Here is a 22,705-nt window from a genome sequence, read left to right as displayed (position 1 = left end):
CAGAAGTGAAACGCCGTAGCGCCGATGGTAGTGTGGGGTCTCCCCATGCGAGAGTAGGGAACTGCCAGGCATCAAATAAAACGAAGGGCCCTGTCGGAAGACAGGGCCTTTTGTTTTATCTGTAGTCTGTCGGTGAGCACTCTCCTGAGGAGGACAAATCCGCCGGGAGCGGATTTGAACGTTGCGCAGCAACGGCCCGGAGGGGGGCGGGCAGGACGCCCGCCATAAACTGCCAGGCATCAGACAAGTGAAGAAGCCCATCCTGACGGATGGGCTTTTTTGCGTGTGTGGTAACTGTAAAAATGTAGGCCTGATAAGCGCAGCGCCATCAGGCAACCGGCACCGCCGGATGGCAGCTTCGCCTTATCCGGCCTACAGGAATTATCCCGCCTACGAAGCTGGTGTTCTTGTAGAACCGATAAGAGCACAACCCACCCAATCGTTAACGATGAACTATCCTTTACACGTGCTTATATAAGCAGTGAGGATTTTCATTGGCTATCAAACCTTTTAACTACCAGCAAGACTTTTCCAGCATCGACTTCCGCCAGCAGCCTGAATTGTATCAGGTTGGACGAGGCGAGCAGGGGGTGCTACTGGTTGAACCCTACAAAAGCGAAATTCTTCCTTTCTGGCGCTATAAAGATGAAGCATCGGCGATGAAATCCGCAGAGCAGATCTACCAGTTGTTCGAAGCTTACCGGCAGCAGGATGATTTCGTTGGTATGGACATGGCGCGTAAATTTATTCAGATGGGATACACCCGCGCCAGGCGATACGCTAACTATAAAGGCGGTAAAAAGTATGCAGAAGACGGCAGCCTGAATACACGGGGTAATGATCCTATTAAGGCCGCGGCGGCAACGGTTTTCAAAGGTTGGTGGGATAAAATTCGTCAGGACGAAGACTATCTGAAACGGAAACGCCAGCATCAGGCACGGTGGGGATAAAAATTAGCAAACAAATAATTAACACTTTATTTACTTTTTGGTCTCGCGTAATCTGAATCTCCAAAATAAAAGGCCGATTAAGCCTGGCAACAAGGAGAACAGTATGGCAGAAATTATTCAGCGTATAGATAAAAACAACGCTGAGGCTCCGGAGATGCGGCGACGCATATGGGCTATCGTGGGGGCATCTTCCGGAAACTTAGTGGAATGGTTTGATTTCTACGTCTACTCTTTCTGCTCGCTCTATTTTGCACATATCTTCTTTCCTTCTGGTAATACCACCACTCAGCTTTTGCAAACGGCAGGCGTCTTTGCCGCCGGTTTTTTAATGCGACCTATCGGTGGTTGGCTGTTTGGACGCATTGCCGATCGACGCGGGCGCAAAGCCTCAATGTTGATTTCGGTGTGCATGATGTGCATGGGGTCGCTGGTGATTGCCTGCTTACCTGGTTACGATACCATCGGCACCTGGGCACCGGCGCTGCTACTTATTGCAAGGTTATTTCAGGGGCTCTCGGTAGGGGGAGAGTATGGGACCAGCGCGACATATATGAGTGAAGTTGCGCTTGAAGGTCGTAAGGGATTTTTCGCCTCGTTTCAGTACGTTACGCTTATCGGTGGCCAACTACTGGCATTGCTGGTCGTTGTGATTTTGCAGCAGGTTCTGGAGGATGCTGAGCTTCGTGCCTGGGGATGGCGTATTCCCTTTGCGTTGGGCGCCGTGCTGGCGGTTGTGGCATTATGGCTACGTCGCCAGCTGGATGAAACCTCGAAGCATGAGACTCGCGCGTTAAAAGAAGCCGGTTCGTTGAAAGGTTTGTGGCGTAATCGCAAAGCCTTTTTGATGGTGCTTGGTTTCACCGCGGCAGGCTCGCTGTGCTTTTATACTTTCACCACCTATATGCAGAAATATCTGGTAAATACAGCAGGTATGCATGCCAATGTCGCCAGCGGCATTATGACGGTCGCGCTGTGTGTTTTCATGTTGGTGCAGCCGTTATTCGGCGCGTTATCCGATAAGATTGGCAGGCGCACTTCTATGCTATGTTTTGGCGCGCTCGCGACGCTTTTCACCGTTCCAATTCTCTCCGCGTTGCAGAATGTGACGTCGCCTTATGCCGCATTTGCTTTAGTGATGTGCGCGCTATTGATTGTGAGTTTCTATACCTCGATTAGCGGGATCCTGAAAGCGGAGATGTTTCCGGCGCAGGTTCGCGCCCTGGGCGTCGGTTTATCTTACGCGGTAGCAAACGCGTTATTTGGCGGCTCTGCGGAATATGTCGCGCTGTCGCTAAAATCTGTCGGTATGGAGAGTTCATTCTTCTGGTATGTTACCGCGATGGCCGTTCTGGCTTTCCTGGTTTCGCTGATGTTGCACCGTAAAGGAAAGGGCTTGCGCCTTTAGTATTGCGCCATTTGCCAGATAGCGTAACCGGTTGTCGCGCCAGCGACATCCCAGACAAAATCTTTCCAGCTCCAGCCGCTGCCTTCCGGGCGGCTGTCCCAGAGTTCTTTTGAGGCTCCGAGACTCAAAGAAAACATCAGCCCTATCGCTGCGCTGCGGTCAGGGCTTACTCCCTGGCGACGCGCATACTCATTACCGGCTGCCGATAGCATCGCTGATGCCATAAAATGCTGGGCTTTATCCTGACCGCTCCAGCGGTCGTTAGCCAGATGGCTGCACCCGGAGAGAAACAACACCGTAAAAGGAATCAACACGCGCACCAGTTCACTCCTAAGAGAAAACCCCGTACAGGACGGGGCTTCGATTACAGGATACGGCTAATTAATCTGTCGATGCGGATCCGGCGCAGACGGCGAATCAATTTACGCACTTTTATCGGATAGTCGGCAATGCTCTGCAGGTCACGATAATGTTTTACGATGGTTGTGTGCGTTCGGATAAGTTCCAGCTCTTTTTCCCGCTGAGGGGCAAGCTCTTGCTTAGGATCGTGGATCAGAATGGCGTTTTCCAGATCCAGACGCCAGGCGCGAGGATTCAGATTGTTGCCGGTGAGTAGCATCCATTTATCATCTACCCACATCCCTTTCAAATGATAGGTATTGTCGTCATCTTTCCACAGACGCACCACAAGCTGATCGGTATTGACGTAATACTGTAAACGGCTCAGGAAGCGGCGCAGGTTAATCTCATAGAGATAGGGTAACGCGCCAATGATCTTGAACGGTTCATCTTCCGGAATGTAAAAATCATTCGCGGTTTTATCGCCAACAATGATTTCGACTTTCTTTCCGTCGCGCAGTAGCTGAATAATATTCCGCACCAGTACCGCTGGTAGATTGAAGTAAGGGGTACAAATGGTGAGCTTATGCTCCGCACAGGGCATGAGATGGAAAATGGTTTTGTTCAGCAGACTGGATTTGCCAAGCCCGACCAGCGGCGTAACGGAGAGTTGCTCGTCATTAGCGTCACCCTGAAAATGATATGACGCATCACGCAGCTCCTGACGGTATAAGCGGATATCGTTTTTAATCTCCGGGCTTTTCGGACGCTGGGTATTATCCAGACGATTCACACCACGGCCATTCATCAGATTTTGCGTCACCCAGTCAAACATGATGTCTGCCATTTGCCGATTGCGAATCAGCTGGTAGCGATCGTAGCGATATTTGTCATGCTGATGGAGATAGACATCGTTCAGGCTGGCGCCGCTGTACAGGACGCTATCATCAATGATAAAGCCTTTAAAATGCAGTACGCCAAGCGCTTCTCGCGTATTAATCGGTACGCCGTAAACCGGGACATCAATGCCGGGGTTTTCCTGCGCCAGTCGGCAATACCAGTCTGCATTGGTATTCGAGGCTGCTGCGCCAATGCGCCCGCGTTGCGCGCGATGCCAGTCGACCAGCACCCTCACGTCCAGTTCAGGACGCTGCCGTTTAGCCGCATAGAGCGCGTCGAGTATACCTTTACCCCCATCGTCCTGTTCCAGATACAGGGCAACGATACAAATACGCTGCGTCGCGCTGGCGATTTTCTCCAGCAGTGTCTCCCGAAAAGTAGCAGGAGTATAAAAGAAATCTACATCATCAACTGACTGAGAAATCTTAGGGAGTTGGGCAAGGTGTTGTTGATGTTTATTACGCTTAAATTTTGACAACATCACAGTGCATTTCTTCTCTGTTCATTGAAGGGTCCTCTGTGCTATGCAGACGACATAAGCGAGCAATAATAACATCAGTACCCGTTAAAGTGGTCAACATTTCCAGTACATTACTCACGATTCATCACATTTGGCCAGATTCAGCGTCAATCCCACGATGCCCTCTTCGAGCTGGATATCGACCTGAAATCCCAGTTTTCTGGCCAACGCGACCATGCCGCGATTGTTCGGCATCGTAATACCGTTCAGCCGCTTCAATCCGTGATCGCGAGTATAGGCAATCAATTTCTCCATTAAACGGCGTCCTAAACCCAACCCTTTGAGATCTGAACGCACCAATACGGCAAATTCGGCATCTACGTTGTCAGGATCGGAGATCGCGCGCGTTACGCCGAGGATCTCTTCAGCGTTGTCCATCCGCCTCACGGCCACAAAGGCCATTTCTCGATCGTAGTCGATCTGCGTCATGTTGGCTAAATCTTCATGGGTGAATTCGTTGATCTCGCTGAAATAACGGTAGTAAAGATCCTCTTTGGTGACCTGGGCGATGAATTGTCGCAGTTGGGGCTCATCTTCCGGCAGGATCGGACGGAACAGGCAGCGATCGCCGTTTTTCATCTCCACCCACTCTTCGAGCTGGTGGGGATAGGGGCGTACCGCAAGTCGACTTTCGTTATCGCCATCAAACGGGGCAATATCCAGCGTCACATCCAGCGCGGTAAACTCACTGGCGGAAGCCAGCAGCGGATGGATATCCAGACGCTGAATTTCCGGGCAGTCGACAATCAGGTTTGAAACCTGGACCAGCAGCTGGCTTAAACCGACAATATCCAGCGGACGCAGCGCGCTACGGGCGCGAATTTTCCGCTGTTTAATGCCCTGAATCACCAGATAGCGCGCCAGATTCATGTTGAGCGGCGGCAGCGCGACGACCGCCTGCTCTTCCGGACGCCACTCTACACCGCCTTCACCCAACATAATCAAAGGACCAAACACCGGATCGTGCTCGACCACCACACGCAGCTCCTGCGCGCCGGCGCGGTTAGCCATACTTTGTACCAGCAAACCGTGAATCCGCGCCTGCGGCCAGGCCATCTTTACACGATCGAAAATGGCGTTTGCGGCCTGTTGTACCTCGCTTGCGGTCCGCAGGTAAAGCATGACCCCCTGAACTTCAGATTTATGCGGAATGTCAGGCGAGCGCAGCTTGAGAGCTACCGGATAGCCTATCTGTTCGGCGATATGCACCGCTTCAGCGCTGTCGCTGGCAATCCAGGTTGGGAGCGTATGCAGCCCATAGGCGTGTAAAATCGGCTGTACTTCATGGGTGTCTAGTGAGGTGGCGCCTTCCGCAATCGCCCGCTGTAACAGATTATGCGCCTCAGCGGTATTGGACGTCAGGTTACTCGGCAACGCTGGCGTTTCTCGCAGTTGCTTCTGGTTACGCCGGTATTCCACCATATGCATAAACGCGGTAATCGTGCCTTCCGGCGTGCGGTAGGTTGGTAACCCGGCTTCGCTGAATAGCCGTCTTGCCTCCTGAGACGAGAACTCGCCGCACCAGTTTGTCAGCAACGTAACAAACTTGCCTCTGGGGTGGCGCTTAATCGTCTCGATCAGAGCATGGGCGCTTTCCGTACCCGGCGCGGCAGCGCTGGGAGAGTGGATAACCATAAGCGCGTCAAAATCCTGACTGGCGAGCAGGATATCCAGCGTTTTGACGTAATGTTCGCTGCTGGCGTCATCACACAGATCCAGCGGATTGGCAATATCAATGTGCGCGGGAAGCGCCTGCCGTAGTTGCAGGCAGGTCTCTTCGCTCAACGTCGCCAGCTTGCCGTTACGCGACCACAACTCATCTAACGCCAGCGCGGCAGGCGCGGCGCCATTGCTGATGATCATCAGTCTGTCGCCGCGTAGCGGACGCATATGGCTCAGTGTTTCGACGGCGGAAAAAAGCTCGTGCGTATCCTGGACTCGCAGCAGGCCTGCGCGCTGGATGGCCGCATCCCACGCAGGGTCCATTCCCGCGCTGGTATTAAGTAAACGCTGGGCTGCCGGGCTTCGGCCGCTTTTAATCACCAGAATCGGTTTGTTACGTGAAGCGCTACGGGCGGCGGAAACAAAACGGCGGGCGTCGCTTAACTGTTCCAGATAGAGCAAAATTGCGCTGGTCTTGCTATCGCGCGCCAGATAGTCCAGTAGTTCATCGACATCAATATCCAGGCTATCGCCCAGCGCGATAAAGTAGGAAAAGCCCATTTCACGCTGTTGCGCCCAGTCAAGAATAGTATTGGAAACTGCGGCAGACTGGGAAATAAAAGCGAGCTTGCCCTGTTTAATCGGGACGGGAGAAAAGCTGGCATTCAGCCCTTGCCACGGCGCGAGGAGCCCAAGACTGTTTGGACCCAGCAGACGCATTTTATAATGCCGGGCACAGGCAAGAAGTTCTTCATGTTGCGACGTGGGAGCAGAAAGGATAATGCACGTTTTACAACCTTTCGCGCCAAGCGCGTCCAGTAACGCCAGGTTACGGCTGGCGTTAGTGCATAAAATAGCCAGATCGGGGGTGAAAGGAAGACTGGCGATATCCGGCCAGGCCATGACGCCTAAAACGGCTTTCCAGGCGGGCGTCACGGGAAGGACGGGGCCATTGAATCCGCCCGCCAACAAGTTACGCATCATCAGGTAACCCGCGCGGTGGGGCTTCATTGATGCGCCAATCACCGCGATCGATTTTGGTCGCAGTAGCGCTTCCAGTCCTTGCTGGCTCATACCGGTTTCCCTTACACAGAAGTGACCGGATAATTTTAAACGCTTTCGCTATTTTATGCTGTGACGTTTCCCGGATGTTGCGTTTTTCCTGCCAGATAGCGCGTTTTGAAACGGGTGAAATGTTCACCTAAACTGGTTGCCGCCTCGGTATCTCCCGCCAGATCTAACAACGCTATCGCGACTTCGGCGGTACAATATTGCCCTTCGGCATGGATTTCACGCAGACGATAAGCTGAAAGACGCGATAAATCGACGGAAATGACTGGCAGATGATCCAGATAAGGGCTTTTACGAAACATTTTACGTGCTTCGGGCCAGGTGCCGTCCAGCATAATAAACAGCGGCGGTTTCCCGGCGGGCGGGGTGGAAATGACCTCGCGCGCTTCGCCGGCGTAGGACGCAGGAAAGACCACTATCGGTTGATAATCCGGATGCTGTACCAACTCCAGCAACGCCTGTGGCGGCTCGGTACGCGACCACTGAAACGCCGCGGTATCCGGCAAAATATCGGCTATCAGCCGGCCGGTATTGCTGGGTTTCATCGGTTCAGTGTCAAACATGACCAGACAAAAACGGCTTTTCGCCTGAGAAGGCGTTAACGTATCACACAGGCAAGATTTTAGCGGCAGCAGGCAGCGTTGACAGCGGCGAACCCGATTGCCTCTGGCAAGAAAAGGGCGTGTAGCGCGCGCAAGCCGTTCGGCGCGTAACTGAAGGACAGCGTTATTGGTCATAGAAAGCGTTTGCGGAGAAAAACGCTATTGTGGCAGAGGTGAAAACGGGGCACAAGATGCGCCCCGTGGCGTTTACAGCGCTTCGTTCAGCCAGCTGTCGAAAGGCGCTTTAGGCACTGCGCCATTAAGCATATCGACCACCTGTCCATGTTTAAAAATCATAATCGTCGGGATGCTGCGAATACCGAAACGGGCGCTGAGTTCCCGTTCCGCCTCGGTATTTACTTTGACGAAACGGACTTTACCGCTGCGCTCTTCTGCGACATCCTCGAAGATTGGCGCAAAGTTACGGCAAGGGCCGCACCAGGGTGCCCAAAAGTCGATCACCACTGGAAGATCGTCCTTCAACAGTTTGTCCAGCGTTTCGCCGGTCGCATTAATGACTTCTCCGTCAAACAACTCATGACCGCAGCGTCCACATTTTGCCGCGTCCTGAAGCCGATCGTCGGGGATGCGGTTAATGGCCTGACAATGGGTACAAACGGTGTTCATAGCTAACCTCTGAATACGTCGGAAGACGTCCCGCTACGCGCGGGATGTTTCTATAATGTTACATATTATCGAGGAGTCTGTGCTAAACAACAATGTGTTTTATTCAATGAGTACAATAGTCGCAAGCTTTTAAACGAAATCATGGCTAACCGGATGCACATCGGGTAATCTTCGCGCTTCGCGCAGCGCTGGTGGAGAAAAGCATGAACGATGAATTAAAAAACAAAAGCGGCAAAGTCAAAGTGATGTATGTCCGTAGTGATGATGACTCTGATAAACGCACCCATAACCCGCGTACCGGGAAAGGGGGAGGCCGCCCAGCAAAGTCTCGCACTGACGGTGGACGTCGCCCCGCCCGTGATGAGCGAAATAATCAGAGCCGTGACCGTAAACATGAAACTTCGCCGTGGCGCACCGTGTCCCGTGCGCCAGGCGATGAAACGCTTGAGAAAGTCGATCATGGTGGTATTAGCGGTAAAAGTTTTATCGACCCTGAAGTTTTGCGTCGCCAGCGTGCGGAAGAGACGCGCGTCTACGGCGAAAATGCCTGCCAGGCGCTATTCCAGAGCCGTCCTGACGCCATCGTGCGCGCATGGTTTATCCAAAGCGTGACCCCGCGTTTTAAAGAGGCGCTGCGCTGGATGGCGGCGAATCGTAAAGCCTACCATGTGGTGGATGAAGCCGAACTGGCAAAAGCTTCCGGGACTGAGCACCACGGCGGCGTGTGTTTCCTGATTAAAAAGCGTAACGGTACGACCGTTAAGCAATGGGTAAAGCAGGCGGCGGATCAAGACTGCGTGCTGGCGTTGGAAGATGTCGCTAACCCGCATAATCTGGGCGGCATGATGCGTAGCTGCGCGCACTTCGGCGTGAAGGGCGTGGTGGTACAGGATGCGGCGTTGCTGGAGTCCGGCGCGGCGATTCGTACTGCGGAAGGCGGGGCGGAGCATGTCCAGCCGATCACTGGTGAAAGCATTGTTGACGTACTGGATGATTTTCGTCAGGCGGGGTACACCGTGGTGACGACGTCCAGCGATCGCGGTCAGGCGCTCTTTAGTACGACCCTGCCGGAAAAGATGGTGCTGGTCTTAGGCCGTGAATATGACTTCCTGCCGGAAGCGGCGCGCGAACCCGGCGATCTGTGCGTGAAAATTAACGGCACCGGGAACGTGGAAAGCCTGAATGTGTCGGTTGCGACAGGCGTGCTGCTCGCCGAGTGGTGGCGACAGAATAAAGCGTAAGAGCTGCAGCCCGGTGACGCAACGTGCGCCGGGCCAATGATGTACTTCCTACCGCCCGGTCAGACAAGGCGCTTTCGCGCCGTTATCCGGGCGATAAAACGGCGAGCCGCCAACGTTATTCACTCTCAGCCGGTAATACTGGCGTCCAGTCGATAGTTTTCTCGCCGTGTTGTTCCAGCCATTGGTTCGTTAGCGCAAAATGGTTACAGCCAAAAAATCCACGGTGCGCAGAGAGTGGCGAGGGATGCGGGGCTTTCAGAATATGGTGGCGCTGTGGATCAATAATCGCGCCTTTCTTCTGGGCGTGCGAGCCCCACAGCAGGAAGACAACCCCTTCGCGGTGTTGGTTAATCAGGCTTATCACTTTATCCGTAAAGGTTTCCCACCCCAGGCTGGCATGAGAGTGCGCCTGGCCTGCCCGTACCGTGAGCACCGTATTCAGTAACAGTACGCCCTGGCGTGCCCAGCTTTCCAGATAACCGTGCGCGGGGCGAACAAAGCCGGGAATGGAGGCTTCCAGCTCTTTGTACATATTCACTAATGACGGCGGGGGAGCGATCCCAGGACGCACGGAAAACGCCAGACCATGTGCCTGGCCGGGGCCGTGGTAAGGATCTTGTCCCAGGATCACCACCTTAACGTCGCCCAGTTCCGTGAAGCGAAAGGCGTTAAACACATCTTTTTGCGGCGGGTAGACCGTGATACCCGACTGACGCTCGCCAGCAACAGTGTGAAGCGTATTGATAAAGTAAGGTTGCTGTTTCTCATCAGCCAGCACATCGTGCCAGGTTAACTCAGTCGCCATCTCGCTCTCCTGCGAATTTCCAGTTCCCTTAGCTTAACTGCTTCTTTCTGCAGTGCAAAATCCTGCGTGCTACAAAAACGGTTACCTACAAAAGATAGTTGAAAATTTATGTAAAAAGTTTATAGGTCTGAATGGTGTAAGTTGATGTAAAACAATAAATTCCCTTCATCACCCTTTTTATGGTGTGGTTTTTATTGATTTAAATCAAAGAATGAAGGGTGATCGAAGGGTATATATACACTCAAGCAACAATGGTTTTACCAATTGGCCGGGATTAGGCCGACCGAAATCAAATAATTTTGCCTGGGGAGGCATCACATGATTACAGGTATCCAGATTACTAAAGCCGCTAACGACGACCTGCTGAATTCCTTCTGGCTGCTGGACAGCGAAAAAGGCGAAGCGCGCTGCATCGTTGCAAAATCCGGCTTTGCTGAAGATGAAGTTGTGGCTGTCAGCAAACTGGGCGAGATTGAATACCGTGAAATTCCGATGGAAGTTAAACCGGAAGTACGCGTTGAAGGCGGTCAGCATCTGAACGTTAACGTTCTGCGTCGTGAAACTCTGGAAGACGCGGTTAAGCATCCGGAAAAATACCCGCAGCTGACTATTCGTGTTTCTGGTTATGCGGTGCGTTTTAACTCCCTGACGCCGGAACAGCAGCGCGACGTTATCGCTCGTACCTTTACCGAAAGCCTGTAAGGCTTATCCGGTAATAACAAGCGGAAGAGGCCGGGCCTTTTCCGCTTTTGTTTTATTTAGGTCAGTAAAAAATCCGCACCGCGCAGTACACCAGCAGTAACGCCAGAATGATATTTAACTGGCGACCATAATGGCGAAACGCCCGCTGAAACAGATGTCCCGCCAGCGCCCAACACACATTACCGAACGTGCCGATCAATGCCAGCAATATACTGACGCCGATGACCCAGTTCAGCGCCTGCGTTTGCGGTAAAACAAATGTAGACAGAGCGGTAATGCCGTACAGAATAATTTTGATGTTCACAAACTGCAGGCCAAAGCTTACCCAAAAGCCAACCGGTTTTGGTCTGGCGTTCTCATCCGCCGCTGGACTGGTGGCAATTTTCCACGCCAGCCACAGGATATACGCAGCCCCCACCCAACTGAGTAAATGAATGATTGCCGGATCGATAACCGCAAGGGAAAACGCGATCCCGGCGCACAGCAGCATAACGACCAAAAATCCCAGACTCATACCTGCCAGTACACGAATACTCTGCCGAAAACCATGTGCAGTTGCTGCGCTAAGCGCGAGAATATTGTTAGGGCCGGGGGTAAGGGCGGTGATTAATGTATAAGTCCAGAAAGCGCTTAAAAGCATCGGTGTCACTTGTCATCTCCTCTGTTTTAGCAGACAGTACCCGATATGAAATATTTAAAAAAATGAATGTTTTTTAATTCTGAATTCGATATTTTCGATAGGTTGGTGGTTATGGATCTGCGTCGGTTTATTACGCTGAAAACGGTAGTGGAAGAGGGCTCGTTTCTGCGGGCTTCGCAAAAGCTGTGCTGTACTCAGTCGACGGTAACTTTTCATATTCAACAGCTTGAACGTGAGTTTTCCCTGCAACTGTTCGAGAAAATAGGGCGCCGAATGTGCCTGACCAATGAGGGGAAAAAGCTGATGCCGCATATCCATGAACTGACGCGTGTGATGGAGTCGATTCGTGAAGCCGCAAGACAGGATGCGGAACCCGGCGGAGAGCTGCGCGTGGCGACAGGTGAAACCTTACTGGCGTACAAAATGCCGCAGGTTTTACAACGTTTTAAGCTGCGAGCGCCGAATGTCAGATTGTCGCTACAGTCGCTGAATTGCTATGTAATACGTGATGCGTTGCTGAATGACGAGGTCGATCTGGGCGTTTTTTATCGCGTAGGTAATGATGATGCGCTCACGATGCAGCAACTGGGGGAGCAGTCGCTGGCGCTGGTGGCCTCTCCACTGCTACAGGATGCTGATTTTACGCAGCCAGATCAGCATATTCCCTGTAGCTTCATCATCAATGAACCGCAATGTGTCTTCCGCCAGCTGTTTGAAAGTACGCTACGGCAGAGGCGGATTACGCTGGAAAACACCATTGAACTGTGGAGTATTGAAAGCATTAAACAGTGTGTGGCTGCTAACCTGGGCATCAGCTTTTTACCACGTTTTACCGTTGAACGAGAACTTAGTACCGGTCAGTTGAAAGAGCTGCCGTTTGGCGCGCCGTCGCTATCGATCATGGCGCTGTGCGCCCATCATGCCGGGAAAGCGGTCAGCCCGGCAATGCAGATATTTATGCAGTGTATGGAGGCGTGTTTTACCGTGGAAGATAAAAAAATGCCGGGTTAACGAACCCGGCAGTATCATCACTCTTCGCTGGATTGCTCCTGCATTTTCGTACCGCTTGGCTTGCGGCGCTTACCGATATTTTTTGTATCGCGGTGACGTTTCTTCACACGCGGCTTCTCTTTTTCTTTCTCTTTTTTCTTCTCGGCGCGTTTCGCCAGCACTTTTTTCGACGGTTTGCCGGTCAGCTTTTCGCTGGGCGCACGCGTGGTCGGGCGAAGCTCATCAATGACGCGCGCTTTTAGCGGCTCTTCGATGTAGCGACCGATTTTCAGCAGCAACAGATGGTCGTGGGCTTCTACCAGCGAGATTGCAGTGCCTTTGCGACCCGCACGGCCTGTACGACCAATGCGATGCAGATAGGTATCGCCACTGCGCGGCATGTCGAAGTTAATGACGTGGCTAACGTCAGGAATATCAATCCCGCGTGCCGCGACGTCGGTCGCGACCAGCACGTTAACGCGACCGTCGGTGAGACGCTTAATACCTTCGTTACGTTTGATCTGCGCCATCTCGCCTTCAAGATAGCAATTGTTGATCCCGGCCAGACGCAGCGTTTCAGCCAGTTCATGGACGCGTTCACGTTTACGTACAAACACGATAGAACGGGTTGCATCGTCTTGTTTTAGCAGGTGCTTCAACAGCGCAACTTTATGTTCGAAATTGTCGGCACGGTAGTACCACTGGTGAATTTTCTTACGCTCGCGGGTTGACGGATTGGCGGAAACCTCAACCGGGTCTTCCAGCAGACGCTCGGCAAAATCTTTAATCGCATCGCCTTCCAGCGTGGCGGAGAACAGCATCGTCTGTTTACGCCAGCGGGTCTCACCAGCGATATGTTCAATGTCCTGAGCGAAGCCCATGTCGAGCATCCGGTCAGCTTCGTCAAGGATCAGTGTTTCAACCGCCCGGCAGTCAAAGTTCTCTTCTTTTATATATTGCAGCAGACGGCCCGTTGTGGCGACCACGATATCCTGGTTTTCGCTAAACACTTCAGCATGGTTCATATAGGCCACGCCGCCGGTAATCGTGGCGATATCCAGATGAGTATGCTTAGCCAGTTCACGAGCGTGATCGGCAACCTGCATTGCCAGTTCGCGGGTTGGCGTCAGGATCAGAATACGCGGCGGCCCCGATTTTTTACGCGGAAAGTCGAGCAGGTGCTGCAACGCCGGCAGCAGATATGCCGCCGTTTTACCGGTGCCTGTCGGCGCAGAACCGAGTACATCACGGCCATCGAGCGCAGGCGGAATGGCGGCAGCCTGAATGGCGGTCGGGCGAGTGAAACCTTTATCCTGGAGGGCATCCAGCAGGCTTTCGTCGAGTTCAAGTTCGGAAAAAGTCGTTACAGTCATGTTCTACCTCTGTGTGGGGCGCTGATTATAGACGTTACGGCCACAATCTTCATCTGTTTGTATGGATATCCCTTCTCAGGTATTGTTTTCACCCGGCGCTGTCGCCGTTTTTTGCAAGGTTGTTTTTACATGTCTCAGTCTGGCTCCGTTCTTCGTCGTAACGGATTTACGTTTAAACAGTTTTTTGTCGCACACGATCGGTGTGCGATGAAAGTGGGAACTGACGGTATTTTACTCGGGGCGTGGGCGCCGGTCGCGGATGTAAAGCGAATTCTGGATATCGGTACTGGAAGCGGTCTGCTGGCGTTAATGTTGGCGCAGCGGACGGATGACAATGTGCCTATTGACGCCGTGGAACTGGATGCCGGGGCTGCCATGCAAGCGCAGGAAAACGTGGCTCACTCTCCCTGGCCGCATCGAATAACGGTGCATACTGACGATATTCAGCGTTGGGCGCCTCGCCAGACGGTACGCTTTGATCTTATTATCAGCAACCCGCCTTATTACGAACCCGGTGTGGAATGCGCCACGCCGCAGCGGGAGCAGGCGCGTTACACCGCTACGCTGGATCACCAGACGTTATTGGCTATTGCGGCGGATTGTATTACCGAAGACGGCTTTTTTTGCGTAGTCTTGCCGGAACAAATAGGTAACGCTTTTACGCAGCAAGCGCTCAACATGGGATGGCATTTGCGATTACGTACTGACGTTGCGGAAAACGAAGCGCGCTTGCCGCACCGGGTTTTGCTCGCATTCTCCCCGCAAGCCGGAGAGTGCTTTAGCGACAGATTAGTAATTCGCGGGTCAGACCAGCATTATTCTGAAAGTTATACGGCGCTGACCCAGGCATTTTATCTGTTTATGTGAGACGTTAACGGCGAAAGGATCGATGGGCCTGATTCAGCCAGTTGTTGCGGATAATCCAGCGTAAAGTGCAGCCCCCGGCTCTCTTTACGCATCATCGCGCAACGCACAATCAGTTCGGCCACTTGCACCAGATTGCGCAGCTCCAGTAAATTATTCGAGACGCGAAAGTTGGCGTAATACTCGTCAATCTCTTGTTGCAACATAGTAATACGCCGTAGGGCGCGCTCCAGCCGTTTCGTCGTGCGCACAATACCCACATAGTCCCACATCAGCAGACGCAGTTCATGCCAGTTATGCTGAATCACCACCCGCTCATCGGCGTTCTCCACGCGGCTTTCATCCCAGGCGGGAAGGACGTCAACGCTGTGGACAGAAGGCATTCGCCTGTCGATATCCATTGCCGCAGACCAGCCGTACACTAAGCATTCCAGCAACGAGTTGGACGCCATACGGTTAGCGCCGTGCAGGCCGGTGTAACTGACTTCGCCAATGGCATATAAGCCGTCTACATCGGTACGACCATAATCATCGACAACCACGCCGCCGCAGGTATAGTGCGCGGCAGGAACAACGGGAATCGGTTCTTTGGTTAAATCCATCCCCAAATCGAGCAGTTTCGCATAGATCATCGGGAAGTGCTGGCGGACAAAATCGTCAGGCTTGTGGCTGATATCGAGAAACATACAGTCTGCGCCGAGTCGTTTCATCTCATGGTCAATAGCGCGGGCGACAATATCGCGCGGCGCCAGTTCGCCGCGTTCGTCAACGTCCGGCATAAACCGTGAACCGTCCGGACGTTTAAGGTATGCGCCTTCGCCGCGCAGCGCTTCGGTAAGGAGAAAATTACGCGCCTGCGGGTGATAAAGGGCGGTGGGATGAAACTGGTTAAATTCCAGATTAGCGACCCGACAGCCTGCGCGCCAGGCCATCGCGATACCGTCGCCGGAGGAAATATCCGGGTTAGTGGTGTATTGATAAACCTTTGAGGCGCCGCCGGTCGCCAGCACCACCGACTTCGCATGACAGGTTTCAACCCACTCTTTATTGCGATTCCAGATCCAGGCGCCGACGACCCGGCGAGGCCCTGGCAGACCCATTTTATCGGAGATAATTAAATCAACGGCGTTGCTGCGTTCCAGCACCTGAATATTAGGATGATTTTGCGCCCGACTGACCAACGTGGTTTCGACTTCCTTTCCGGTAGCGTCAGCGGCATGAAGGATACGGCGATGGCTATGGCCGCCTTCACGCGTGAGATGATAGCTCTCCTTGCCGTTTGGCTGGACATGCGTATCAAACAGCACGCCCTGATCGATAAGCCACTGCACGCAGGTACGAGCGTTGCTGGCGACAAACTCCACCGCGTGGCGATCGCAAATTCCGGCGCCGGCAATCAGCGTATCTTCGACATGCGACGCAATACTGTCGGTTTCATCAAACACGGCGGCAATACCGCCCTGCGCATAAAACGTGGAGCCCTCGCTCACCGGCCCTTTACTCAGGACGATAACCTTATGTTTTTCAGCCAGACGCAGCGCCAGCGAGAGTCCGGCCGCGCCGCTGCCGATAATTAACACATCACAGGACAGTTCAGGAGTTGTCATCATGGTTTTTGTTTAATTTACTAAACACGGTTGCGGCAGATTAGCACTATATGGCGCTAAAAAGCACGTGATGATTTCGCTGGTGTTGTGCTTATTAAACATAAAATAAAAATACGGCGAGAGATAAACGGCAAAAAATATTTTATAGGGCAGGGTGTTAGCGTCGGATTTTGTAGTGAAATAAAGATGCTGTTAGGTTACTCTGCAAACGACGAAATGGGCATTTCTGTACAGATAGTGCGTTGTTCAGCATCTGTAGACTTATAATGGAAGATAAGACCTGTCTACAACATGACAAACAAAAACAAATGCGTAACGGAACTTTACGAAACATAGACACTCTAACCTGTTGCTTGCTCATAGTGCGGCTTATGGAGTGGCGTTTCGAAAGCGCGTGGAAATTTGGTTTGGGGAGACATTACCTCGGATGAGCGAGCAGTTAACGGACCAGGTCCTGGTTGAACGGGTCCAGAAGGGAGATCAGAAAGCCTTTAACTTACTGGTAGTGCGCTACCAGCATAAAGTGGCGAGTCTGGTTTCCCGCTATGTGCCATCGGGCGACGTTCCCGATGTCGTACAGGAATCATTTATTAAGGCCTATCGCGCGCTGGATTCTTTCCGGGGGGATAGCGCTTTTTATACCTGGTTGTATCGCATTGCGGTCAATACCGCGAAGAACTACCTGGTTGCGCAGGGGCGTCGTCCGCCTTCCAGTGATGTAGACGCGATTGAAGCAGAAAACTTTGAAAGCGGCGGCGCGCTGAAAGAAATTTCGAACCCTGAGAACTTAATGTTGTCAGAAGAACTGAGACAGATAGTTTTCCGAACTATTGAGTCCCTCCCGGAAGATTTACGTATGGCAATCACCTTACGGGAGCTGGATGGCCTGAGCTATGAAGAGATAGCGGCTATCATGGATTGTCCGGTGGGGACGGTGCGTTCACGTATCTTCCGGGCGCGGGAAGCTATTGATAATAAAGTTCAACCGCTTATCAGGCGTTGACGATAGCGGGATACTGGAAAAGGTATTAGGCATGCAGAAAGAAAAACTTTCCGCTTTGATGGATGGCGAAACGTTGGATAGTGAGCTGCTCAAAGCGCTTACGCACGACCCGGAAATGCAGAAAACCTGGGAGAGTTATCACCTGATCCGCGATTCAATGCGGGGGGATACGCCTGACGTTCTCCATTTCGATATATCCGCTCGCGTGATGGCCGCTATTGAAAACGAGCCAGTACGTCAGGTGTCGCCATTAATCCCTGAGGCCCAACCCGCTCCGCAGCAATGGCAGAAAATGCCGTTCTGGAAAAAAGTGCGTCCGTGGGCGGCGCAGCTTACCCAAATGGGCGTGGCGGCGTGCGTTTCACTTGCAGTTATCGTCGGTGTCCAGCACTATAATGGGCAATCTGAAACATCCCAACAACCTGAAACGCCGGTTTTCAATACCCTGCCTATGATGGGGAAAGCCAGCCCGGTAAGTCTGGGAGTGCCTTCTGAAGCAGCGCCTGTCGGCAGTCAGCAACAGCAGGTACAGGAGCAGCGTCGTCGCATTAATGCCATGTTGCAGGACTATGAACTGCAGCGCCGACTGCACTCCGAACAGCTTCAGTTTGAGCAGGCGCAAACCCAGCAAGCCGCGGTACAGGTGCCAGGAATCCAAACTTTAGGAACGCAATCGCAGTAATGAAGCAACTTTGGTTTGCCATGTCCCTTGTGGCGGCTAGCCTGTTCTTCTCAGTAAACGCCTCGGCCGACCCTGCGTCCGGGGCGTTATTGCAGCAGATGAACATCGCCAGTCAGTCACTGAATTACGAGCTGTCATTCGTCAGCATCACGAAACAAGGCGTTGAATCTCTACGTTATCGACACGCACGCCTGGATAGTCGCCCGCTTGCGCAATTGCTACAGTTGGACGGTCCCCGCCGGGAGGTCGTACAGCGTGGTAATGAAATCAGTTATTTTGAACCGGGCCTTGAGCCGTTCACCCTGAACGGTGATTATATTGTCGATTCTCTGCCTTCCCTGATTTACACCGACTTCAAGCGCCTGGCGCCTTACTACGACTTTATTTCTGTCGGACGCACCCGTATCGCAGACAGATTGTGCGAAGTTATCCGCGTTGTGGCGCGCGATGGTACGCGTTACAGCTATATCGTCTGGATGGACATGGACACCAAACTGCCGATGCGCGTTGATCTGCTGGATCGCGATGGCGAGACGCTGGAGCAGTTCCGCGTTATTGCGTTCACGGTGAGTCAGGATATCGGCAGCAACATGCAGGCGCTGGCGAAGGCGAATCTGCCGCCGCTGCTTTCTGTTCCCGGTGGCGAAAAAACGAAATTTAACTGGAGTCCATCCTGGGTACCGCAAGGCTTTAGCGAAGTTTCCAGCAGCCGTCGTCCGTTGCCGACGATGGATAACCTGCCTATCGAATCGCGGCTTTATTCTGACGGTCTGTTTAGCTTTTCCGTCAATGTGAACCGGGCGACGCAAAACAGCAGCGATCAGATGCTGCGTACCGGGCGCCGAACGGTTTATAGCAGCGTTCGCGACAACGCGGAAATCACCATTGTCGGCGAGCTTCCGCCGCAAACGGCGAAGCGCATTGCCGACAGTATCAAATTCAGGGCAGTACAATGATTAAAGAGTGGGCAACCGTTGTCTCCTGGCAGAATGGTCAGGCGGTGGTGAGCTGCGACGTTAAAGCGTCATGCAGCAGCTGCGCCTCCCGTGCGGGATGCGGCAGTCGCGTGCTGAATAAATTAGGGCCGCAAACCACGCATACCATTGTTGTGCCAAGCGCGGAGCCGCTGGCGCCGGGGCAGAAAGTCGAGTTGGGCATCGCCGAAAAAAGCCTTTTAGGTTCGGCGTTGCTGGTCTATATGTCGCCTTTAGCGGGGCTATTTCTTTGTGCGGCGCTTTTTCAGATGCTGTTTGGATCTGACCTTGCCGCATTAAGCGGGGCCGTGTTGGGCGGCGTGGGCGGTTTTCTGGTTGCCCGCGGCTATTCCCGAAAACTGGCGGAGCGCGACGCCTGGCAGCCGGTGATTTTAAACGTTGCCCTCCCGCCGGACCTTGTTCGCGTCGAAACTACCTCAATCGAAACGCGCCAGTAAACGTTTTGCCCAACGGTACACCTGCCGCGTTGGGTTGTTGTCCCGATAAGCATGCGCTTTTCCTGCGTTGCGGTGTTTTACAGGAAAAAAGCGAGGCGTTTTCCAGTTCCCGTTCTCCTTACACTATGAACATTTCCTCGCCTTAGCGTTGTAGTGTAGAATGCGGCGTTTCAGTTAAAACAGACGTTAAGCTCAGAACAGCGACCTCTAAAGTCTGGTCAACCAGGCGTAAGGCATAATAATTTATCTCTATGAAGAACATACGTAACTTTTCGATCATTGCTCACATTGACCACGGTAAATCGACGCTGTCTGACCGTATTATCCAAATCTGCGGTGGCCTGTCTGACCGTGAAATGGAAGCTCAGGTACTTGATTCGATGGATCTTGAGCGTGAGCGCGGTATTACTATTAAAGCCCAGAGTGTGACGCTGGATTTTAAAGCGTCTGATGGTGAAACTTATCAACTGAACTTTATCGACACGCCGGGACACGTTGACTTTTCCTATGAAGTTTCCCGTTCGTTAGCCGCCTGCGAGGGCGCGCTGCTGGTGGTGGATGCCGGCCAGGGCGTAGAAGCGCAAACGTTGGCGAACTGCTACACCGCGATGGAAATGGATCTTGAAGTGGTGCCGGTGCTTAACAAGATTGACCTGCCGGCCGCCGATCCGGAGCGTGTGGCGGAAGAAATCGAAGACATTGTCGGTATCGATGCGACGGACGCGGTACGCTGCTCCGCCAAAACGGGTGTCGGCGTGACGGATGTTCTGGAACGCCTGGTGCGCGATATCCCGCCGCCGCAAGGCGATCCGGACGGCCCGCTGCAGGCGCTGATTATTGACTCCTGGTTCGATAACTACCTGGGCGTGGTATCGCTGGTGCGTATTAAAAACGGCACCATGCGTAAAGGCGACAAAATTAAAGTGATGAGCACCGGGCAGACCTACAACGCTGACCGCCTGGGGATCTTCACGCCGAAACAGGTTGATCGTACCGAGCTGAAGTGCGGCGAAGTAGGCTGGCTGGTCTGCGCCATTAAAGATATCCTCGGCGCGCCGGTTGGCGATACCTTAACCTCAGCGCGTAACCCAGCGGAAAAAGCGTTGCCGGGCTTTAAGAAGGTGAAACCGCAGGTCTATGCAGGTCTGTTCCCGGTCAGCTCCGACGATTATGAAAGTTTCCGCGACGCGCTCGGCAAGCTAAGCCTGAACGACGCCTCACTGTTTTATGAACCGGAAAGCTCCTCGGCGCTGGGCTTTGGTTTCCGCTGCGGCTTCCTCGGCCTGTTGCACATGGAGATCATTCAGGAGCGTCTGGAACGCGAATACGATCTGGATCTGATCACCACTGCGCCGACCGTGGTTTATGAAGTAGAAACAACGGCGAAAGAGACTATCTATGTTGATAGCCCCTCCAAGCTGCCGCCGTTGAATAACATTTATGAACTGCGCGAGCCTATCGCCGAATGTCATATGCTGTTACCACAAGCCTATTTAGGTAACGTTATTACGCTGTGTATTGAGAAACGCGGCGTACAAACTAACATGGTGTATCACGGTAACCAGGTCGCGTTGACCTATGAAATCCCGATGGCGGAAGTGGTGCTCGACTTCTTTGACCGTCTGAAATCGACGTCGCGCGGCTATGCGTCTCTGGATTATAACTTCAAGCGCTTCCAGGCTTCCGACATGGTGCGTGTTGATGTGTTAATCAACAACGAACGTGTCGATGCGCTGGCGCTGATCACGCACCGTGATAACTCGCAAAGCCGTGGTCGCGAGCTGGTGGAGAAGATGAAAGATTTGATCCCACGCCAGCAGTTTGATATCGCGATTCAGGCGGCGATTGGTACGCATATTATTGCCCGTTCGACGGTAAAACAGTTACGTAAAAACGTGCTGGCGAAGTGCTACGGCGGTGATATCAGTCGTAAGAAAAAACTGCTGCAGAAACAGAAAGAAGGTAAGAAACGCATGAAGCAGATCGGTAACGTCGAGCTGCCTCAGGAGGCGTTCCTCGCCATTCTGCATGTCGGTAAAGACAATAAATAATCCCTAAGGAGTTGGCATGGCGAACATGTTTGCCCTGATTCTGGTGATAGCCACACTGGTGACGGGCATTTTATGGTGCGTTGATAAGTTTGTTTTCGCGCCAAAACGTCGGGCGCGCCAGGCTGCCGCGCAAACGGCGTCGGGAGATGCGCTGGATAACGCTACGCTCAATAAAGTGGCGCCTAAGCCGGGCTGGCTAGAGACCGGGGCGTCGGTTTTCCCGGTTCTGGCGATCGTTCTGATCGTTCGTTCATTTCTTTATGAACCCTTTCAGATCCCGTCAGGCTCAATGATGCCGACACTGCTTATCGGCGATTTTATTCTGGTGGAAAAATTTGCCTACGGCATTAAAGATCCGATCTACCAGAAAACCCTGATTGAAACCGGTCATCCAAAGCGCGGGGATATTGTGGTATTTAAATATCCGGAAGATCCTAAGTTAGATTACATCAAACGCGCCGTCGGTTTGCCGGGCGATAAAATCACTTATGATCCGGTTGCAAAAGAGGTGACGATTCAGCCTGGCTGTAGCTCCGGTCAGGCGTGCGAAAATGCGCTGCCGGTTACCTACTCTAACGTTGAGCCGAGCGATTTTGTACAGACCTTTGCCCGCCGTAACGGTGGAGAAGCGACCAGCGGTTTCTTTGAGGTTCCGCTAAACGAGACAAAAGAAAACGGCATTCGCCTGACCGAACGTAAAGAGACGTTAGGCGATGTAACTCATCGCATCCTGATGGTGCCGATAGCCCAGGATCAGTTGGGCATGTATTACCAACAGCCAGGACAACCGCTGGCGACCTGGGTTGTACCACCGGGACAATATTTCATGATGGGCGACAACCGCGATAACAGTGCGGATAGCCGTTACTGGGGATTTGTTCCGGAAGCGAATCTGGTCGGTAAAGCGGTCGCTATCTGGATGAGCTTTGACAAGCAGGAAGGGGAGTGGCCGACAGGCGTACGCCTGAGTCGTATCGGCGGTATTTACTAACTGTGACGAAATGATCGTTCACGCTGCCGTCTTTTTAGCGGCAGCGTGAATTATTTCCTGGATAAATTCCCTCAGACTAACGACATCCCCTGTCGTTGTGTATAGAATATTCCCCCGAAGTTTTAGGTTGGCGCCGTCTGGTCGCCACGGCACACGAAACAGCGTTGGTTATAGACAACCTTCTTTCCGCTGCAGCGATGCGGCAGGACAGATGACGTGTATCAGGTCTGTTTCGTGTGCTGGATTGT

At 52.8% G+C, this 22,705-nt stretch carries 22 protein-coding genes; 13 read left to right on the top strand and 9 right to left on the bottom strand.

Features of this window, described 5'->3' with window-relative positions:
- Positions 1-494 precede the first annotated feature (494 nt).
- On the top strand, positions 495-950 hold the full coding sequence (locus NA389_RS17950; protein ID WP_000985653.1) for a DUF4385 domain-containing protein: 456 nt from the start codon (positions 495-497) through the stop codon (positions 948-950).
- A 103-nt stretch (positions 951-1,053) separates the two neighbouring features.
- On the top strand, positions 1,054-2,355 hold the full coding sequence (locus NA389_RS17945; RefSeq protein WP_000807818.1) for an MFS transporter: 1,302 nt from the start codon (positions 1,054-1,056) through the stop codon (positions 2,353-2,355).
- Here NA389_RS17945 and NA389_RS17940 read toward each other — a convergent pair.
- From NA389_RS17940 to trxC, 5 genes are all read right to left on the bottom strand, one after another.
- The gene (locus tag NA389_RS17940; protein ID WP_001264480.1) at positions 2,352-2,675 is read right to left on the bottom strand and encodes a YfiM family lipoprotein; all 324 of its coding nucleotides are present in this window, start codon (positions 2,673-2,675) and stop codon (positions 2,352-2,354) included. The two genes, NA389_RS17945 and NA389_RS17940, sit on opposite strands and share 4 nt — an antisense overlap.
- 44 nt (positions 2,676-2,719) lie before the next feature.
- The gene (gene pssA / locus NA389_RS17935) at positions 2,720-4,075 is read right to left on the bottom strand and encodes a CDP-diacylglycerol--serine O-phosphatidyltransferase (RefSeq protein WP_000949286.1); all 1,356 of its coding nucleotides are present in this window, start codon (positions 4,073-4,075) and stop codon (positions 2,720-2,722) included.
- Positions 4,076-4,189: 114 nt separating this feature from the next.
- A complete protein-coding gene (gene pat / locus NA389_RS17930; protein WP_000082643.1) occupies positions 4,190-6,850 on the bottom strand; it encodes a protein lysine acetyltransferase in 2,661 nt (886 codons plus the stop codon).
- Positions 6,851-6,903: 53 nt separating this feature from the next.
- Positions 6,904-7,584 (bottom strand): tRNA-uridine aminocarboxypropyltransferase, encoded by a 681-nt coding sequence (gene tapT, locus NA389_RS17925; protein ID WP_000183642.1) that lies wholly within the window; start codon positions 7,582-7,584, stop codon positions 6,904-6,906.
- Positions 7,585-7,656: 72 nt separating this feature from the next.
- Positions 7,657-8,076 carry a thioredoxin TrxC gene (gene trxC, locus NA389_RS17920; RefSeq protein ID WP_001098732.1) on the bottom strand — a complete coding sequence of 140 codons (420 nt, stop codon included), beginning with the start codon at positions 8,074-8,076 and terminating at the stop codon, positions 7,657-7,659.
- A 203-nt stretch (positions 8,077-8,279) separates the two neighbouring features.
- On the opposite strand from trxC, the gene NA389_RS17915 reads away from it, so the two are divergent.
- Positions 8,280-9,317 carry a tRNA/rRNA methyltransferase gene (locus tag NA389_RS17915; RefSeq protein ID WP_000997359.1) on the top strand — a complete coding sequence of 346 codons (1,038 nt, stop codon included), beginning with the start codon at positions 8,280-8,282 and terminating at the stop codon, positions 9,315-9,317.
- 115 nt (positions 9,318-9,432) lie between these two features.
- Here NA389_RS17915 and ung read toward each other — a convergent pair whose 3' ends face one another.
- Entirely contained in the window at positions 9,433-10,122 is a 690-nt protein-coding gene (gene ung / locus NA389_RS17910) for a uracil-DNA glycosylase (RefSeq protein ID WP_000179978.1), read from the bottom strand.
- A gap of 318 nt (positions 10,123-10,440) precedes the next feature.
- On the opposite strand from ung, the gene grcA reads away from it, so the two are divergent.
- A complete protein-coding gene (grcA, locus tag NA389_RS17905) occupies positions 10,441-10,824 on the top strand; it encodes an autonomous glycyl radical cofactor GrcA (protein ID WP_000627811.1) in 384 nt (127 codons plus the stop codon).
- Positions 10,825-10,885: 61 nt separating this feature from the next.
- On the opposite strand, the gene eamB is transcribed toward grcA, so the two are convergent.
- Positions 10,886-11,473, bottom strand: coding sequence for a cysteine/O-acetylserine transporter (eamB, locus tag NA389_RS17900; protein ID WP_000188413.1), 588 nt, complete (start codon positions 11,471-11,473; stop codon positions 10,886-10,888).
- Between the two features lie 102 nt (positions 11,474-11,575).
- Between eamB and NA389_RS17895 the strand changes: the two genes are divergently transcribed.
- Entirely contained in the window at positions 11,576-12,475 is a 900-nt protein-coding gene (locus NA389_RS17895; protein WP_000365861.1) for a LysR family transcriptional regulator, read from the top strand.
- A 17-nt stretch (positions 12,476-12,492) separates the two neighbouring features.
- On the opposite strand, the gene srmB is transcribed toward NA389_RS17895, so the two are convergent.
- Positions 12,493-13,827, bottom strand: a complete 1,335-nt coding sequence (srmB, locus tag NA389_RS17890) for an ATP-dependent RNA helicase SrmB (protein ID WP_000219174.1) — start codon at positions 13,825-13,827, stop codon at positions 12,493-12,495.
- Between the two features lie 129 nt (positions 13,828-13,956).
- On the opposite strand from srmB, the gene trmN reads away from it, so the two are divergent.
- On the top strand, positions 13,957-14,694 hold the full coding sequence (gene trmN, locus NA389_RS17885) for a tRNA(1)(Val) (adenine(37)-N(6))-methyltransferase TrmN (RefSeq protein ID WP_000083343.1): 738 nt from the start codon (positions 13,957-13,959) through the stop codon (positions 14,692-14,694).
- Here the strand turns inward: trmN and nadB are convergent.
- Positions 14,679-16,301 carry an L-aspartate oxidase gene (gene nadB / locus NA389_RS17880; protein WP_000989188.1) on the bottom strand — a complete coding sequence of 541 codons (1,623 nt, stop codon included), beginning with the start codon at positions 16,299-16,301 and terminating at the stop codon, positions 14,679-14,681. The genes trmN and nadB overlap by 16 nt on opposite strands.
- Positions 16,302-16,564: 263 nt before the next feature.
- Between nadB and rseD the strand changes: the two genes are divergently transcribed.
- The 7 genes from rseD (at position 16,565) to lepB (ending at position 22,457) form a co-directional block, all read left to right on the top strand.
- Complete coding sequence (gene rseD / locus NA389_RS17875) at positions 16,565-16,729, top strand: rpoE leader peptide RseD (protein WP_014344135.1); 165 nt, start codon at positions 16,565-16,567, stop codon at positions 16,727-16,729.
- On the top strand, positions 16,726-17,301 hold the full coding sequence (gene rpoE, locus NA389_RS17870) for an RNA polymerase sigma factor RpoE (RefSeq protein ID WP_000003307.1): 576 nt from the start codon (positions 16,726-16,728) through the stop codon (positions 17,299-17,301). Before rseD ends, rpoE begins: the two co-directional genes overlap by 4 nt.
- A 31-nt stretch (positions 17,302-17,332) precedes the next feature.
- Positions 17,333-17,983: an anti-sigma-E factor RseA gene (gene rseA, locus NA389_RS17865; protein ID WP_001168374.1), complete on the top strand. Its 651-nt coding sequence runs from the start codon at positions 17,333-17,335 to the stop codon at positions 17,981-17,983.
- Positions 17,983-18,939, top strand: a complete 957-nt coding sequence (gene rseB / locus NA389_RS17860; RefSeq protein ID WP_000812021.1) for a sigma-E factor regulatory protein RseB — start codon at positions 17,983-17,985, stop codon at positions 18,937-18,939. Before rseA ends, rseB begins: the two co-directional genes overlap by 1 nt.
- Positions 18,936-19,415, top strand: coding sequence for a SoxR-reducing system protein RseC (gene rseC / locus NA389_RS17855; protein WP_000589087.1), 480 nt, complete (start codon positions 18,936-18,938; stop codon positions 19,413-19,415). The genes rseB and rseC overlap by 4 nt, the downstream gene beginning before the upstream one ends.
- Positions 19,416-19,666: 251 nt before the next feature.
- Entirely contained in the window at positions 19,667-21,466 is a 1,800-nt protein-coding gene (gene lepA / locus NA389_RS17850; RefSeq protein WP_000790154.1) for a translation elongation factor 4, read from the top strand.
- A gap of 16 nt (positions 21,467-21,482) precedes the next feature.
- Positions 21,483-22,457 carry a signal peptidase I gene (gene lepB / locus NA389_RS17845; protein WP_000002560.1) on the top strand — a complete coding sequence of 325 codons (975 nt, stop codon included), beginning with the start codon at positions 21,483-21,485 and terminating at the stop codon, positions 22,455-22,457.
- The last annotated feature ends 248 nt before the right edge of the window (positions 22,458-22,705 follow it).

The sequence above is a fragment of the Salmonella sp. NW645 genome, assembly GCF_051703725.1.
Classification (GTDB): domain Bacteria; phylum Pseudomonadota; class Gammaproteobacteria; order Enterobacterales; family Enterobacteriaceae; genus Salmonella; species Salmonella enterica.
Note: the sequence above shows the minus strand (reverse complement) of the source record. Positions and strands in the feature narration are given on the sequence as shown.